The sequence below is a fragment of the Solitalea longa genome (assembly GCF_002920915.1).
Classification (GTDB): domain Bacteria; phylum Bacteroidota; class Bacteroidia; order Sphingobacteriales; family Sphingobacteriaceae; genus Solitalea; species Solitalea longa.
Genome location: NZ_PQVF01000007.1, coordinates 62,710 through 79,332, shown reverse-complemented (window position 1 = coordinate 79,332; position 16,623 = coordinate 62,710). Strand labels below are relative to the sequence as shown.

General features: G+C 38.6%; 14 protein-coding genes and 1 tRNA gene. 5 read left to right on the top strand and 10 right to left on the bottom strand.

Features of this window, described 5'->3' with window-relative positions; all coding sequences use genetic code 11:
• Positions 1 to 42 precede the first annotated feature (42 nt).
• The 7 genes from C3K47_RS10875 to C3K47_RS10845 all read right to left on the bottom strand — a co-directional run bounded on the left by C3K47_RS10875 (position 43) and on the right by C3K47_RS10845 (position 9,163).
• Positions 43 to 537, bottom strand: coding sequence for a DUF4399 domain-containing protein (locus C3K47_RS10875; protein ID WP_207765281.1), 495 nt, complete (start codon positions 535 to 537; stop codon positions 43 to 45).
• Positions 538 to 662: 125 nt separating this feature from the next.
• Positions 663 to 2,699: a M13 family metallopeptidase gene (locus C3K47_RS10870; protein ID WP_103789168.1), complete on the bottom strand. Its 2,037-nt coding sequence runs from the start codon at positions 2,697 to 2,699 to the stop codon at positions 663 to 665.
• Between the two features lie 136 nt (positions 2,700 to 2,835).
• Entirely contained in the window at positions 2,836 to 4,872 is a 2,037-nt protein-coding gene (locus tag C3K47_RS10865; protein ID WP_103789167.1) for a M13 family metallopeptidase, read from the bottom strand.
• 247 nt (positions 4,873 to 5,119) lie between these two features.
• Entirely contained in the window at positions 5,120 to 7,156 is a 2,037-nt protein-coding gene (locus tag C3K47_RS10860; protein ID WP_103789166.1) for a S9 family peptidase, read from the bottom strand.
• Positions 7,157 to 7,267: 111 nt separating this feature from the next.
• Entirely contained in the window at positions 7,268 to 7,630 is a 363-nt protein-coding gene (locus C3K47_RS10855; protein WP_103789165.1) for a cupin domain-containing protein, read from the bottom strand.
• 83 nt (positions 7,631 to 7,713) lie between these two features.
• On the bottom strand, positions 7,714 to 8,436 hold the full coding sequence (locus C3K47_RS10850; protein WP_103789164.1) for a tRNA threonylcarbamoyladenosine dehydratase: 723 nt from the start codon (positions 8,434 to 8,436) through the stop codon (positions 7,714 to 7,716).
• Between the two features lie 43 nt (positions 8,437 to 8,479).
• Positions 8,480 to 9,163, bottom strand: coding sequence for a TatD family hydrolase (locus C3K47_RS10845; protein ID WP_103789163.1), 684 nt, complete (start codon positions 9,161 to 9,163; stop codon positions 8,480 to 8,482).
• Positions 9,164 to 9,243: 80 nt separating this feature from the next.
• On the opposite strand from C3K47_RS10845, the gene C3K47_RS10840 reads away from it, so the two are divergent.
• Entirely contained in the window at positions 9,244 to 10,116 is an 873-nt protein-coding gene (locus C3K47_RS10840) for a TraB/GumN family protein (protein ID WP_133159366.1), read from the top strand.
• Positions 10,117 to 10,203: 87 nt separating this feature from the next.
• On the opposite strand, the gene C3K47_RS10835 is transcribed toward C3K47_RS10840, so the two are convergent.
• Entirely contained in the window at positions 10,204 to 11,427 is a 1,224-nt protein-coding gene (locus C3K47_RS10835; protein WP_103789161.1) for a BaiN/RdsA family NAD(P)/FAD-dependent oxidoreductase, read from the bottom strand.
• Between the two features lie 136 nt (positions 11,428 to 11,563).
• Between C3K47_RS10835 and ndhC the strand changes: the two genes are divergently transcribed.
• From ndhC to C3K47_RS10820, 3 genes are all read left to right on the top strand, one after another.
• On the top strand, positions 11,564 to 13,222 hold the full coding sequence (gene ndhC / locus C3K47_RS10830) for an NADH-quinone oxidoreductase subunit A (RefSeq protein WP_103789160.1): 1,659 nt from the start codon (positions 11,564 to 11,566) through the stop codon (positions 13,220 to 13,222).
• Between the two features lie 15 nt (positions 13,223 to 13,237).
• Positions 13,238 to 13,723, top strand: a complete 486-nt coding sequence (nuoB, locus tag C3K47_RS10825; protein WP_103789159.1) for an NADH-quinone oxidoreductase subunit NuoB — start codon at positions 13,238 to 13,240, stop codon at positions 13,721 to 13,723.
• 116 nt (positions 13,724 to 13,839) lie between these two features.
• Positions 13,840 to 14,976 (top strand): BamA/TamA family outer membrane protein, encoded by a 1,137-nt coding sequence (locus C3K47_RS10820; RefSeq protein ID WP_103789158.1) that lies wholly within the window; start codon positions 13,840 to 13,842, stop codon positions 14,974 to 14,976.
• Here C3K47_RS10820 and C3K47_RS10815 read toward each other — a convergent pair.
• A tRNA-Thr gene (locus C3K47_RS10815) sits at positions 14,976 to 15,048 on the bottom strand. The genes C3K47_RS10820 and C3K47_RS10815 overlap by 1 nt on opposite strands.
• Before the next feature lie 10 nt (positions 15,049 to 15,058).
• A complete protein-coding gene (locus tag C3K47_RS10810) occupies positions 15,059 to 15,601 on the bottom strand; it encodes a phosphoglycerate mutase family protein (RefSeq protein WP_103789157.1) in 543 nt (180 codons plus the stop codon).
• A gap of 93 nt (positions 15,602 to 15,694) precedes the next feature.
• On the opposite strand from C3K47_RS10810, the gene queG reads away from it, so the two are divergent.
• A complete protein-coding gene (gene queG / locus C3K47_RS10805) occupies positions 15,695 to 16,618 on the top strand; it encodes a tRNA epoxyqueuosine(34) reductase QueG (protein WP_103789156.1) in 924 nt (307 codons plus the stop codon).
• Positions 16,619 to 16,623 lie beyond the last annotated feature (5 nt).

Here is a 16,623-nt window from a genome sequence, read left to right as displayed (position 1 = left end):
CTTTGAACTATTCAAAGCGGCTTTTCTATTCTTAAAATTCCTTTATTTTACTTCCACCGTAATGGTTTTACTCATTCTAACTCCATAAGAGGTATGCATGCCATCGGCAAATTGAAGTGTTAGTGTATGCTTACCTGGAGAAAGTTTTACCTCTGTTTCTGTTTGGCCTTTACCAAAATGAATATGGGTTGAGTCGGCTGGAGTTGTGGTTCCGGCCGGAATAAAGCTTGCATCGATGATCAGGTGGTGATGACCTTTGTCAGGATTAACGGCCCCAATAGGTTCAACCGTCATTCCATTCACTCCCATTTCTACCTTAACCGGGCTTTTTACTGTTTGGCCATCTTTTAAATTAACAAAAAAAACATTTTGTCCGTCTTTAATTACAACTGTATCAACTTGTGCTTCTGTATTGTGCATATGCGTAGTATCCACTTGCACCGTATCAGTGGATTCAGTAGTTGAAGATTTTTTGCCTTCACCACATGAAACCATAATGGTAGCTGATGCTGCAAATAATAACAATTGAATTTTCATAGTTATAAGGTTTTGAATAATGAATTTGAAGTTAAGTAAAAGATTTTGAATAACTTATTGCTGATGGATTAATCATAAACAAACAAGGCACCGAAAAGGTGCCTTGTTTAAATCATTTGTTCTACTTACCAAACTTTAGCCCTTGCATTTTCAGGTTTCCACATTGGGTCGCCTTCTTTTACATCAAATGCCTGGTAAAATTCTGGCATATTTGTGAGCGGACCGTTACAACGATACATTCCAGGTGAGTGTGGATCTGTTAAAATTCGTTGGGCCTGCGCCTCGTCGGTAATATTTGCACGCCATACTTGCGCCCATGATAAGAAGAAACGCTGTACAGGTGTAAAACCGTCTGTTTTATTAGTACTTTGACCTTCTTTGGTTTTCATAAACGCTTCATAAGCGATATTTAATCCGCCTAAATCAGCAAGGTTTTCACCCAGTGTTAATTGACCATTTACATTCATCGTACCATTTATAACGGTATATGCATTATATTGATCTACAACCATTTGCGTTCTTTTTTTGAACTGAACACCATCATCATCGGTCCACCAGTTTTTAAGATTTCCTTCAGCATCAAACTTACTTCCCGAATCATCAAATCCATGGGTCATTTCATGACCGATCACTGCTCCAATTCCACCGTAATTTATAGCATCATCAGCACCAAAATCGAAGAATGGGAATTGTAAAATGCCTGCCGGGAAAACGATCTCATTTTTAGTTGGACTGTAATAGGCATTAACTGTTGGAGGTGTCATACCCCATTCGTTTTTGTCAACCGGTTTACCTAGTTTTTTTAAGTTCTCCTGACGTGACCATTTTGCACATGAACGAACATTGGAAATATAGTTATCGGCAACAATTGAAATGGCGGTATAGTCTTTCCATTTGTCGGGGTAACCAATTTTACGTGTAAATGATTTCAATTTGTACAATGCCTGTTTTTTGGTATCGTCGCTCATCCAATCCAAACGTTGAATACGATCAGCAAATGTGTTCGACATATTATCGATCATGCTCATCATACGCTGCTTAGCTTCGGGTTTGAAATATTGATCCACATACATCTGACCTAATAATTCACCGATATTTCCGTCAACCACGTTCATCACATTTTTCCAACGTGGTTTAGGTGATTTCTGCCCCTGCAGCACCGTACTATAAAAATTGAAGTTTTCTTTTATAAAGCTACTGCTTAAAAAAGGAGCGGCATTTCTGAGAATATTCCATTTAATATATGCTTTCCATGTATCAATTGAGGTTGATGAAAGTTGATTGTTAACTTCTTTAAAGAAATTTGGTTGCGAGACAATCAATGTATCATATCCATTTATGCCCACCGAGGTAGCTACAAATTTCCAATCAATTAATGGGCTAATGGCGTTTAAGTTTGCATACGAAAGCTTGTTGTAGCGTTTGTTAGGATCGCGCATCTCCACTCTCGACATGGTTGCTTGTGCCAAAGCTGTTTCCATTTTTAAAATATTCTCAGCTTTGATTTTTGCATCAGCTTCATTGTTGCCAATCAGCTTAAACATATTGGTAATATGCTTTACATATTCTTCCCTGATTTTTTTCGAGCGATCATCATCTTTTAAATAATAATCCCTATCAGGCAAGCCTAAGCCCCCATTGCTCAAATGAGGAACAACATCGGTGCTCTTCTTTGCATCCTGAGCGGCAAAAATTCCGAACAACAGGCTTCCTCCATTATTGGCATGAAAGATTATTTCATTAATAATGCTTTTATGATCTGTTAAGCCATCTATTCTTTTTAAATCGGCTTTAATTGGCTCATAACCTTTTTTTTCAATGCCAACTGAATCCATACCGCTTTTATAAAAATCGCCCACCTTTTGAATAGTGCTTCCTTTTGGAGCGTTCTTGGTGTTTGCAGCTTGGTTTAATAATTTATAAAGAGCGTTGTAATTAAACTCTTGAAGTTCACTAAAGCTTCCCCATCGGGTTTCAGAAGCCGGAATTGGATTGGTTTTTAACCAATTCCCATTAGCATATTTGTAGAAATTGTCGCCTGGCTTAATACTTTGATCCATGTTTTTGGGATCGATAAATTGTGTGCGGCTTTGTGCAAATACTGATGCCGAAACCGTTAGCAGTAATGCGGAATTAATTAATATTCTTTCTCTTTTCTTCATAAAATAAAAAATTAATGGTCCAAATTACACAGATTGGAAAATAGTGTTCATAAAAGTTCCGTTACAAATGATAAAAAGAAAGCCGCAAGGGGAGTTTTATTTCCTTGCGGCTTTCTTTAAGCTTTATTATAACTAATTACCAGACTTTAACCTGTTCGCCAGGTTTTTTCCACATCGGATCGCCTTTTTGAATGCCAAAAGCTTCATAAAACTCGGGCATATTACTTACCGGGCCATTGCAACGGTAAATCCCCGGCGAATGTGGATCGGTAACAATCCGTTGAGCCTGCGCTTCATCAGTGATGTTTGACCTCCAGATTTGGGCCCAGGACAAGAAGAAACGTTGCTCAGGAGTAAATCCATCAATCTGCTCCCCTGTTTTAGCCTGATTGGTTTTTTTGAAAGCTTCAAACGCGATATTGATTCCGCCCAGATCTGCAAGGTTTTCACCTAATGTGAGTTGTCCATTAACATTCATCGATCCTTTTAAAACAGTATAGCTGTTGTATTGCTCAACAACTCTATAGGCCAGTTCTTTAAAACGTGTGGCATCGTCTTTTGTCCACCAGTCATTTAAATTACCTTCTGCATCATACTGGCGTCCCTGGTCATCGAAACCATGGGTCATTTCGTGACCAATTACGCAACCAATTCCTCCATAGTTTACTGCATCATCTGCATTAAAATCAAAGAATGGCGATTGCAAGATCCCTGCAGGAAATACGATCTCATTAACCATCGGATTGTAATAGGCATTTATAGTTGGTGCGCTCATTCCCCATTCAGCTTTATTAACAGGTTTACCCAATTTGTTCACCATGTAATTGAAATCGTACCGATTGCATTCCAAAACGTTTCCAAAGTAAGAGGTACGGCTGATGTGAACAGTTGAATAGTCTTTCCAGACATCAGGGTAACCAATTTTTCGGATGAATGCATGCAATTTGGTGAGGGCTTTTTGTTTGGTAGCATCACTCATCCAATCCAATCTATTGATGCGTTCTTCGTAGGTTGTTGTAAGATTCTTGATCAGATCAAGCATGCGGCTTTTGGCCAAAGGCTTAAAGTATCTGGATACGTACATACGACCTAAAACCTCTCCCATCGCATTATCAATTACCATCGAAACCCTGTCGGCACGTGGTTTCATAACTTTTTGTCCGGTTAAAATTTTGCCATAGAAGTTAAAGTGCTCATCCACCGCCTTTGAATGTAAATACGGTGCAGCTGTTCTTATAACTGTCCATTTTAAATAGGCCTTCCATTCGTTAACTGGTGTTGCCACTAGCTGACGGTCGAACTCTTTAAAAAATTCAGTTTGCCTAACGATCACTTCTTTTACCTCCTGACCGGTATAATCACTCAGAATATCTTTCCAGGTGGTCATTGGAGCTATTTTCTGAAGCTCCATCATATTTAGTTTGTGATAGTTCTTGTTCGGGTCACGACGTTCAACTCTGGTCATTGAAGCACCCGCTAATGAAGTTTCGAGGCGCATTACCGCTTCTGCATTCTTTTTTGCGTTTTTGTTATCATCGCCAAAGATCTTAAACATGTTGACCATGTGTTTAACATATTCGGTACGAAGGTTTTCATAGCGTTCATCAAGAAGGTTGGTGTAATAGTCGCGGTCAGGTAAACCCAATCCTCCCTGCGATAACTGAACAATTACCTGTGAACTGTTTTTATCATCCTGGTAAACCGAAAAGTTGAAAGCTACAGGAATACCCGATTTGTGCAGGCTTGTTATTTCACTTAATAGATCCCTGGTAGAATTAACGGTTTTAATTTCGCTAAATAAGTTATGAACAGGCGTAATACCGGCGTTCTCAATTTCAACGCTATCCATTCCGCTTGCAAAAAAATCACCCACTAATTGGTTATTACTACCATAAGTGGCATTTTTATCAGCAGCCTCTTTTAAAATTCCTTTTAAAACCTGGTTGGTACTTGAAACTAATTCATTAAAGCTTCCCCAGCGCGTTTCTGTTGGAGGAATAGGATTGTTTTTCAACCATCCTCCATTGGCATATTGATAGAAATTTACTCTTGGGCTAACCGATTCATCCATATTGGCTTTGTCGATGAATTTACGGATAGTGGTTTGGGCTTTCGTTGTGGTAGCTATTGAGCTAATAATCAATACATACCAAACTAATTTACTTTTCTTCATATCTTATCAATAAAACGCAACCAATATATCATTTTAGTAATTAATACATAATCGTTGTTTGATATATTAACTAATGATCAAAATCGAAGTTTAATGAGCATACTAGCTGGATCCACAAACTTCATATTTTGCTTACTGGCCAATCGTTAGTTTATTATTAGGGTGATAATCCTTTATACGCAAGTGGCCATAAAAAAAACGAGATTCAGAAGAAAAAATCTGAATCTCGTTTTAATATTTTTAACTATTACTTTTTTAGGTATTTATCGAGCCAGTCGAAGAACACCCGATTCCATAAAATACTGTTCTGCGGTTTAGTTACCCAGTGACCTTCATCAGGAAAATACAGGAACCGGCTTGGGATGTTTTGAAGCTGAGCAGCACTGAATGCCTCCATTCCTTGTCCAAGCGGAACACGGAAATCTTTCTCGTTGTGTATAACCAGGATTGGTGTATCCCAGTTTTGAACAAATTTATGCGGTGAAAACTGTTCGTATGATTTAGGCTGCGGACTTTTCCAATAAGGCCCGCCCATATCAAAATTAGGGAACCAGGTTTCTTCTGTAGTGCCATACATCGATTCTAAGTCGAAAACACCACAATGTGAAATAAAGGCTTTAAACCTTTTTTCATGATGACCGGCCAGCCAATAAACCGAATAACCGCCAAAACTAGCACCAACCGCACCCAAATGATCTTTATCTACATATGACTCTTTAGCTACCTCATCAATAGCACTTAAATAATCGCGCATACATTGGCCTCCCCAATCGCCAGAAATCTCTTCATTCCACTGTTGGCCAAATGAAGGCAAACCTCTGCGGTTTGGTGCAACAATTATATAATCATTTGCAGCCATTAACTGAAAATTCCAACGATAAGAAAAGAATTGGCTAACCGTACTTTGAGGGCCACCCTGACAATACAATAAGGTTGGGTATTTTTTAGCAGGATCAAAATCAGGAGGTAAAATTACCCAAACCAGCATGTCTTTACCATCGGTGGTTTTTACCATGCGTTTTTCAACCTTACCCATTTTTAAGGCTGAAAGAGCCTGTGTGTTCACTTTTGAAATTTGGGTCAATTGTTTTTTGCCTACTTCCAACGTAAATATTTCGGTTGGTAATGATATATTCATCATTGATGTAACCATAACCGGCTTTTTATTTACATAGGTGAAATCGAAATCGTTTATATCGGCAACTACATCAGTTAATGGAATAATCTGGCTCACTGATCGCAGTTTCGGATCGAATAGCATTATCTGTTCAGTAGCGCTAATTCCTGCAATAAAGAAAATACGCTGGCTATCCATATCCCACTCTGCCTTAGATACGCTGTTATCAAAGTTTTTGGTGATTTCGTTGTGGGCTTTTGAAGTTACATCGTAAACTAAAATTCGATTTTTATCGGCCTCGTAACCATTACGTTCCATGCTTAACCAAAGCATTTTCTTGCCATCGGGAGAAAAGCGAGGGTTGGTATCATAACCTGTGTTAAAAGCGCTTACATTTTCAGTGGTTCCTGAAGTAATATCAAAAACATAAATATCTGAATTAGTGCTTAAGGCTTCTGCGGTTCCATTCAGTTTACGGCAGGTATAAGCCACCTTTTTATCATCAGCACTAAATGCAAATTGTTCTTCGCCACCGTTTGGCTGCAATGGCGCATCAAAACGCTCGTTTGGCATTAGATCTTTTGCATTGCTGATTTTACCATCGGCATAATTGGCAATGAATACATGGCTGTAAGCATAGTCGTGCCATGCTGTCCAATGGCGGTAAAATAAACCATCGATAATTCTGGCGCCTTCTGCCTTAGGCAGGTCGGGATATAATTCAGCAGGATTTTTATCCAGTTTTACATCCGAAATAAACCATACATAACCCATTTTAGGAGAATAACCAAAACCAGAGATGCCTTCTTTAATATCACTGATCTGTACTTTCCCCGAACCATCCGGGTTCATTTCCCAAATTTGGTCGCCTTTTAAATAGCCGATCTTTTTACCGTCTGGGCGCCATTTACCATTGGTTTCATTCGCCGATTCATTAGCAATGGCTTTAGCATTATTGCCGTTGATATCAACAATGTAGATATCAGAATTGCCGCTATTGGCAGCAATATCCATATTCCTAACATTGTAAATAACCGATTTGCCATTTGGAGAAACTTTAGGTTCTGACACCCGGCCAAGCTTCATTAATAATTCAGGAGTTAAACGATTCTGTGCCATTAACTGAGTGGATGCGAGTAATGCCACAGCTATTAAAATTTTCTTCATAAGATTAATAAAAGATTAAGCGAAGATAAGCGGAAAGTATGAATGTGGAAATTCAGAATGAATGAATGTTATTGGAAGATAATTCATTCATTCTGATTAAGTATGAAAAGCCTATTCGTCTCTGTGAACGGTATCCATAGAAAAAGCGGGTAAACAAATAGCGATGTATTCTGCACCTTCCGGCTCCGGAGTACTGTATTGCACCCACTCACCTTTATGGGTAATTATGGCTTCACCGGCATGAACATTCACAGTTTGATCTTTGGTGGTAACTTGTAGCATGCCTTTTAATACCAGGGTGTATTCATCAAATTCGGGCGTTTGCCCTGGCTCAACCCAACCAAAAGGGCTTTCCATTTTGGCAACACTAAGCGTTTCGGTTTTAGAATTTACCCGCCCTATAAATTCTTTTATGATCTTAGGCTTATTGCCGGCTGCTTCAATTACTGAAGGTGATTTAATGAATGTAGGCATATAGTTGGTGATTAGCTTTTAGAAGTTAGTTATTAGTTTTAGATAAATCAGCTAAAAGGCAATTGCTATACACTAATAGTTCTTTATCGATTATACAAATCTCTGATAACTACCGAAGCTACTGTACATCCAAAAACCGCAGGCATATAGGAAATGGTTCCGATAATAGAGCTTTTGTTTGTGCCTTGCATAGGAACCACCCGAGAATGATCAATATCTTCAGGCGACCAAACTACAGTAACTTTTTCTTTCACGCCCATTTGGCGTAAGCGCTTGCGTACATGTTTTGATAAGGTGCAATTAAAGGTTTCAAACAGATCAACCACACGTACTCGCGTAGGGTCAACTTTACCGCCAGCTCCCATTGAACTTACCAATGGAATATTACGGTCTTTACACCCTTTTATAAAAAATAACTTAGGTGCTAAAGTGTCTATACAATCAACTGCGTAATCAAATGTACCACTATCCAACACTTCAAACATGCGTTCGTCGCGTAAATATTCACAAAGAACAGTTAAATCAATTTCAGGATTGATATCACGAATACGATCAGCCAATACTTCAGCCTTCAATTTGCCTTCTGTACTTTTTGTTGCCGGAATCTGACGATTACGGTTACTTGGGTCTACTGTATCAGCATCTACAATGGTCATTTTTCCAATGCCCGAACGAGCAATCATTTCGGCACAAATACCTCCAACACCACCTAAACCAACTACCAGTACGTGGGCATTAACCAGTTTTTCAATTTTTTCTTCGCCTAACAACAGGTTAGTGCGGCTCATCCAGTAAGGTACTTCCATTTTTTTAATTGATTTCGATGATCACCTGATGATAATATCGATTTTATATGAGTGTTGATGTTCCAAAAACGGCCGCAAAATTATGAAAAACATTCTCTTTTAGCTCTATAACTTTCATATTCTTTAGTTCAGCAGCTTTTTCGTAAACCTGCTCAATTGAAATTGGAGCTGTGTCTGATTCCAGAAATAAGCGATTAAGCGGTATATTTTTAAAAATGTCTTTCGTCTTTGCAGCTCTGAATAATAGTTTTCCGAACGAGAAGTATGTATTATAATTTAGTAATTGTTTTAGCTCAAATTCGTTTCCGGCGAAATGATGAAAAATAAATGGAATCTGTGATTGCTTCAGATAAGGAATAAATTCGGTGTAGGTTTTAACAGCGTGGATGATTACAGGTTTATTAAATCGATTGGCAAATACCAGTTGTGATTCGAAGTGTTTCTTCTGCAATTCAATGGGGATATCAATCGCCCTGTCGAGGCCAATCTCTCCTACTGCTAACACATTGGGATGTTTCAAGCTTTCATTCAACCTGAAATAAATGGCATCCCAAATCACTTTTTCAACCAACCAGGGATGAACACCAACAGAAACATTATAACCTAACTTTTGAATATTTTCGGGTTGAAGAAAATGAAAGCCATTGCGCAAAGCCCACTCGCCTGCTTTAGGTTTTTTATGTGTGTGAATATCAATAAAATCGGTTTGCTGAGGATAGATTAGCATAGTTTCAAAGGTAAATCATAATTAATCTTTTTTTGAATCCTTCCGGCAAATCAGCATCTTGGAATGCTAAATTACCTGCAATGTTCAATTCAAAATCAATCGCTCTTACTTGTTTATTGTTTTTTACCTTTCTTTTCAACGGCTTTTGCCAGGAAAGTAAGTCATTATTATGGAAAATATCAGGCAACGGGATTACCCAACCATCTTATCTTTTCGGAACTATTCATCTCATCTGTGAAAACGACTTTATTGTAAGCCCTGCTGTAGAGACTTCCGTTAAAAACGCTTCGCAGGTTTATTTAGAGATCGATATGGATGATCCCAATTTGAACGCACAAATGCAACAGTACATGAAAATGGCAAATGGACAGAAGTTGCAAAATGTATTAAAGCCAGATGATTATAAAGTGGTTAGTCGTTTTTTTAAAGATTCATTAGGTGTGAATGTCGATTTTTTTAATGATACCAAACCTATGCTGTTGTATTCATTCGTATTAATTAAAATGATGAATGGCTGCAACATCAAATCGTATGAGCAAGCTTTCGTTGAAATGGCTAAAAAACAGCAAAAAGAGGTAAAGGGTTTGGAAACCGTTGCACAACAAATGAGTTTTATAGATCAGATATCGGCTGAAAAACAAGGAGACGATCTGGTTAAAGCAATAAAAAACTACCCGGTTTACCGAACCTACTTTACGAAACTAATCAACGTTTATAAAGAACAGGATATTGAAGGTTTACAAAAACTGTTTTCTGATCCTGAATTTGGGACTTCTGAGAATGAAAATGAGACCTTGATCTATAACCGTAACAAAACCTGGATCGAACAGATCAAAGCAATTGCATTAAAACAACCTACTTTTTTCGCCGTTGGAGCCGGTCATTTAGCTGGTGATTCGGGAGTAATTAAGCTTTTACGTAATCAAGGTTTTAAGGTTGAGCCGGTGAATTAAATTGTTGAGTGTAATTGATAAATTGTTTTATTGTTATACTGATAAAAATTTCAATTCAACAATTTATCCATTTAACAATATATCCATTTAAATATTCTGGGCTATCACATAACCTGATGCCCAGGCCCATTGGAAGTTATAACCACCTAACCAGCCGGTCACATCAACGCATTCGCCGCCAAAAAACAATCCGGGTATTTTTTTACATTCCAAGGTTTTTGATGAAAGTTCGTTGGTATCAATGCCTCCACGCATCACTTCGGCTTTATCATAACCTTTATCGCCTGCGGGTTTTACAGTAAAGCGATGAATGAGTTCTTCGATATTTTCGAGGTCGTTTTTTGTTAGCGATGCCAGGTTTTTATCAATCGGCAGGTATTTTCTTAATGCATCTACAAACTTTCTTGAATAAAACTTCTCCAGGAATGAAGCAAGTAATTTCTTTCCGGATTGTGTCCGCTCTTCTTCAATTAAATCGATGATTGAGTTTTCAGGGAAAAGATCGATCTCTAGTTTTTCACCTGGGCGCCAGTAAGAGGAAATTTGCAGAATAGCCGGTCCGCTTAACCCCCAGTGGGTAAATAAGATATTCTCTTCAAAACTTATCTTTTCGTTTGAAACCCTGCTAAAAATACTTGTCCCGGATAGTTGTTCATACCATTCATGATCTTTGCCTGTTACCGTTAAAGGAACTAAGGCTGGTGCAGTTTGCGTTAGCTTAAGATTAAACTGACGGGCCAAACGAAGGGCAAAATCCGTAGCCCCCATTTTAGGAATCGGTAAGCCACCTGTGGCCACGATTACCTTTGGTGCACTGATCGTATGCGTTTTTTCGGTAGAAAGATCCTTAACACTTAGTTCAAAACCGTTTTCATTATTTTTTACCTGCAAAACTTCAGCATTACAAATGATCTGCTGCCCGAAATCATCACATAGATCAGTAAATACTTTTACAATATCTTTCGCATTATTAGTGGTTGGAAACAATTGGCCAAGCGTCTTTTCCTGACCATAAATTCCATAGGTTTCAAAAAAGCTGATGGTATCTTGTACGGTCCATTGGGCGAAAGCCGATTTACTGAAATGCTCATTTTCGGAGATGAAATTTTGATGTGATGAAAACATGTTGGTGTAATTACATCTGCCTCCGCCCGATATTAAAATTTTAGCGCCGGGTTTGGCATTTTTTTCCAACAACAATACTCGTTTACCTAAATAACCGGCCTGAACAGCACACATTAAGCCACATGCTCCGGCTCCCAAAATAATTGCATCTAAATTGCTAAACTCCCTTGGCCAAACTGCCGACATACAAAAATCCTTTAAATCAGAATGTTAATTAATACTTTTTAAAGCTTAACAATAGTAATCTACTTAAACCATCAATTAAAATGGTATTATTGAAACACAAGCTGTTTTTCTCGTGTTTATAACTTAACTTTGTTTCATGCCTCAAAGCACGCAAATATCAGCATTCGGATCGATATTACTCTTCCTTGTTTTAGGAACCGGGTTTGTACTGTTTACGCTTTTCATGTCGAAATTAATCAGCCCCAATAAACCTAATCCTGAAAAATTAACTACTTATGAGTGTGGTGAAGATCCTACCGGTAGTTCGTGGATCCAATTTAACATGCGATTTTATGTAATTGCTTTGGTGTTTCTTTTGTTTGATGTAGAACTGGTGTTTTTGTTCCCATGGTCTACTGTTTTTGGAAACAAGGAACTTATTGCAGCTGCCCCTGCCTGGGGATGGTTAAGTTTCTTTGAAATGACGGTATTTATTGCTGTTTTATTGGTTGGCTTATTATACGTTTGGAAAAAGGGCGATTTAGAATGGATAAAACCACAGCCGGTTATACCTACTGTTGATGCCAAGGTTCCTGCCCTGCTCTATCAGAATATCAATAATCAGGTTTATAAAGTAAGAGCCTATCAGCAAGAAAATGTGGAAGTTTTGGAAGCCGAGCCAGCTGTTGAAAAGATCTCGGAGCGAAAAGCATTCTTTTTAAAAGCAAAAGCTGAAAAAGAAATGAATGCTAAAGCCGATTCAATGGCTGAAACGGAGAAAACTGTAAAGACTGAAACAGTTCAACCAGTTGAAAATCAATTAACAGAGCCAGCGACTTATAAACCTAAGTTTAAACCGCAATTAGCGAAAAAGGAACCTGTAGAAAATAAAGAAATACAGCCAGAAGCTTCTGAATCTGTACAGGAAGATCCGCCTAAACAGGCATATGTTCCAAAATTTAAGCCTCAGCTTGTTAAAAAGTCAGAGGAGCCATCAGTTGAACAATCTCCGGTAACTATTAACGAAACTGCTGAAGCTAAGGTTGAAGAAACCGAAGCTCCAAAACCCGCAGCACCTTATAAGCCTAAGTTTAAACCTCAGTTAACTAAAAAACAGGAGGAGGCATCAATAGAAGAATCTCCGGTAATTAATATTGACACCGTTGAAGCTAAGGTTGAAGAAACCGAAGCTCCAAAACCCGCAGCACCTTATAAGCCTAAGTTTAAACCTCAGTTAACTAAAAAACAGGAGGAGGCATCAATAGAAGAATCTCCGGTAATTAATATTGACACCGTTGAAGCTAAGGTTGAAGAAACCGAAGCTCCAAAACCTGCAGCACCTTATAAGCCTAAGTTTAAACCTCAGTTAACTAAAAAACAGGAGGAGGCATCAATAGAAGAATCTCCGGTAATTAATATTGACATCGTTGAAGCTAAGGTTGAAGAAACCGAAGCTCCAAAACCTGCAGCACCTTATAAGCCTAAGTTTAAGCCTCAGTTAACTAAAAAACAGGAGGAGGCATCAGTGGAACAATCACCTGTAACTAATAACGAAAACGCTGAAGCTAAGGTTGAAGAAATCGAAGCTCCAAAACCTGCAGCCCCTTATAAACCTAAGTTTAAGCCTCAAATGCTTAAAAAGCAGGAAAATGCTGAATCAACAGCAAATGGTACTGAGCTAAATGGAGAAGTTCCTGATAAGAATAATAGTAACGAAGCACCAGTAGAGCAAACTGAAGGTCCAAAAGTCGCCAACGCCTATAAACCTCGTTTTAGTGCCGCCGCAATTAAGAAAAATAAAGAAGAGAATAACTAAGCATTTATATCGATAATGGAACAACTGATAAATAAAGTAGAAAGTAATGGAGTTGTTATTACCAAGGTAGATGACTTGTTGAATTGGGCTAGGTTGTCTTCTTTATGGCCTGTGAGTTTTGGATTGGCTTGTTGCGCAATTGAAATGATGGGCTCCATGGCAGCTAACTATGATTTGGATCGACTGGGAGTATTCCCTCGCCCCTCGCCTCGCCAGGCCGATGTTATGATTGTTGCGGGAACTGTCACTTTTAAAATGGCCGAGCGTATAAAACGTTTATATGAGCAAATGCCTGAACCCAGATATGTAATTTCAATGGGCTCATGTTCAAACTGTGGCGGTCCGTATTGGGAACATGGTTACCATGTTGTAAAGGGTGTTGACCGGGTTATTCCTGTTGATGTATATGTTCAGGGTTGTCCACCACGTCCGGAAGCATTGATAGGGGGCATCATTGAACTTCAAAAAAAGATCCGCCAGGAAAGTATTTTTTCCATGTAATATGAGATTCAAATTTAGGGGTCTGAAAATACTCAAATCCGACTATTGATATCCGACTTCGGTTTTATGTTTTCAGTTTTCTGTTAAAAAACTTATCTTATGGTAAGTAAAAACAGATGAATCGCTCTCCATTTATCTTTCTGCTATTCTTGCAATTTTTATTTATTATTTCTGCTAAAGCACAGAAAGCAGATTCGTCTTTCAGGACGAAAAACCAGTTTGTTCCCTATCCTGTAGTTGGAAATGCTCCCGAAACCGGGTTTCAGTTTGGGTTTGGCGCTATCTATACTTTTTTCATCAACCATGATCCCCGCGAAACCCGAAATTCTTTCATTTACAGTTTTAATATGTGGACGGTCAAAAATCAGGCACAGTATGCGGTGCAGTCAAGCATTTGGACGCCAAAAAACATATGGAACATAACGGTAAACGGAATTTACACTGATTATCCCATATTCTTTTACGGTGTAGGCAATGATACCAGGCAAAGCGATGAGGATCTTATTACATCTAAGCGCTTCAAATTTCAGGTTATTGGAAAACATAAGATCATCAAAGATCTATATGCCGGTCTAGGATTATGGGTGCAAAACGATTCATTTACAGCTGATGATCCTGCAGGTATTTTTAATACAGGTGATTACTATGGTAAACAAGGCGGGAACAGCATGCTTATAGGTTATGGTGGAGCTTTTGATAACAGGGATTATGAGAACTCAACCACTACCGGAAGTTATTTATCAATGCTTGGTTGGACAAGCCTTGGGATCAATGATTATAAATTCTCTGTTTTCAATTTAGATGCAAGGCATTTTTTTAAAATAGATCCCACCATGTGCGTTGGTGCTCAATTTGCTTATCAAACGGCCCAAGGCAGTTCGGCTCCCTTCTATTACCTGCCATTTATTGGAGGTGATCAAATTATGAGGGGTTATTATGTTGGCCGTTATCGCGATCAACATATGTTGGCCGCTCAAAGTGAATTCAGGTACAGGCCCTGGGGGAAGCAAGAAGATCATGGCTGGTTTTCGTTGTCGCGATTAAGCTTTGCAGGGTTTGTTGGTACGGGTATGGTTTTTTCGAATCAAAACTTCAGCTTTAATGATTTAAAACCCAATTATGGCGGAGGCTTTAGGTACATGTTTGAGCCCGTTGCCCGTATGACCCTTCGTTTTGATTATGGTGTAGGAAATCAAAATCCGGGAGAAAAACGTTCTACCGGATTTTATATTTCGTTGAATGAAGCTTTTTGAGCCGACTACGGGTTTCGAACCTGCGACCTTCTCATTACGAATGAGACGCTCTACCAGCTGAGCTAAATCGGCTTTTAAAGTGTTAATTACCTTCTGCTTCTCCGTAAGTATTAACTATGATTTCGGATAAACCTAAATCCCTGGATAAGGCATAGTAAATATGGGTGTAATCAGATTCTTTAAGGACGGAGTATTTTTGTGATGCTGAGAGGATATTCAACATTCCGGGAACCGTTTCCGTATCACCACAAATCAGCACCGTTTTCCCCTCATAGCTATTTACAATAGTTTCAATCACCCCGGCATATACATTACGTTGATAAATAACTGGAGCGATCCCTTTTCGGTCGCATAATGGCTGAACAGTACTTATATATCTCGGAAAGCCAATTGAATAAACTGCATCAATATGCACATCATCCAATAAATTGGCCAGATCATTGGCCCTCCTTTCCCCTTTTTCAGATAATGGGCTATCCGGATCGAGGTTCAATTTCTCCGCATGTCTTACCAATATGATGGTAGTTAATTCGGGTGAAGGATCAGTAGTACTCGAACTTTGACAGCCGAACATCAAACTAAAAAGCAATAAGAACAACAGTAGTTTAGAGAGCGTATGTTTCATTTAAATTAAGGTTTATCCTAATTTATAAACTTAATAACGCATTATCAATGATAAGCGATAGCTGAATCAGCAAAACATCATTATTTTTGAGGCATGTCATTGAAAGAAAAGTATTCTCAACTTATTAAGCAGGAAGCAAAACGACTGGGTTTTTTACAATGCGGAATAGCGAAGGCGTCTTTTCTTGAAAATGAAGCTCCAAGACTTGAAAACTGGCTGAATCAAGGTAAGCATGGTGAGATGAAATACATGGAGAATTACTTTGATATGCGGCTGGATCCACGAAAGTTGGTGGATGGTGCTAAATCAGTTATTTCATTGGCATTAAATTATTATACCGATCAGGTTCAGTCTGATCCGGAGGCTCCCAAACTATCAAAATACGCCTATGGTACCGATTATCATTTTGTCATAAAAGATAAGTTGAAAGAGCTGTTACAGTTTATTCAGGAAACTGTTGGGGAGGTTAACGGTCGGGCATTTGTTGATTCGGCTCCAATAATGGATAAGGCCTGGGCACAGCAAGCAGGCTTAGGCTGGATCGGTAAACACAGCAATATTTTAAGTAAGAAAAAAGGGTCTTTCTTTTTTCTGGCCGAATTAGTTATTGACCTTGATTTGGAATACGATAAACCCGTCGCAGATCATTGCGGCGAATGTACCCGTTGCATCGATGCCTGCCCCACGCAGGCTATTACTTCTGCTTACATTGTTGATGGCAGTAGGTGTATCTCCTATCTTACCATTGAACTCAAAAATGAAATACCTACAGAGTTTAAGAATAAAGTAGACGACTGGATGTTTGGTTGTGATGTATGTCAGGATGTGTGCCCCTGGAATAGGTTTTCTATAGTACATAATGAACCATTATTTAATCCGCATCCTGATTTATTATCTATAAAAAAAGAGGAATGGGTAGAATTAACTGAAGATGTTTTTAGAAAAGTGTTTAAAAATTCGGCAGTTAAACGAACAAAATATTCCGGCTTACAAAGAAATATCAAATTCCTTTCCTGAAACAA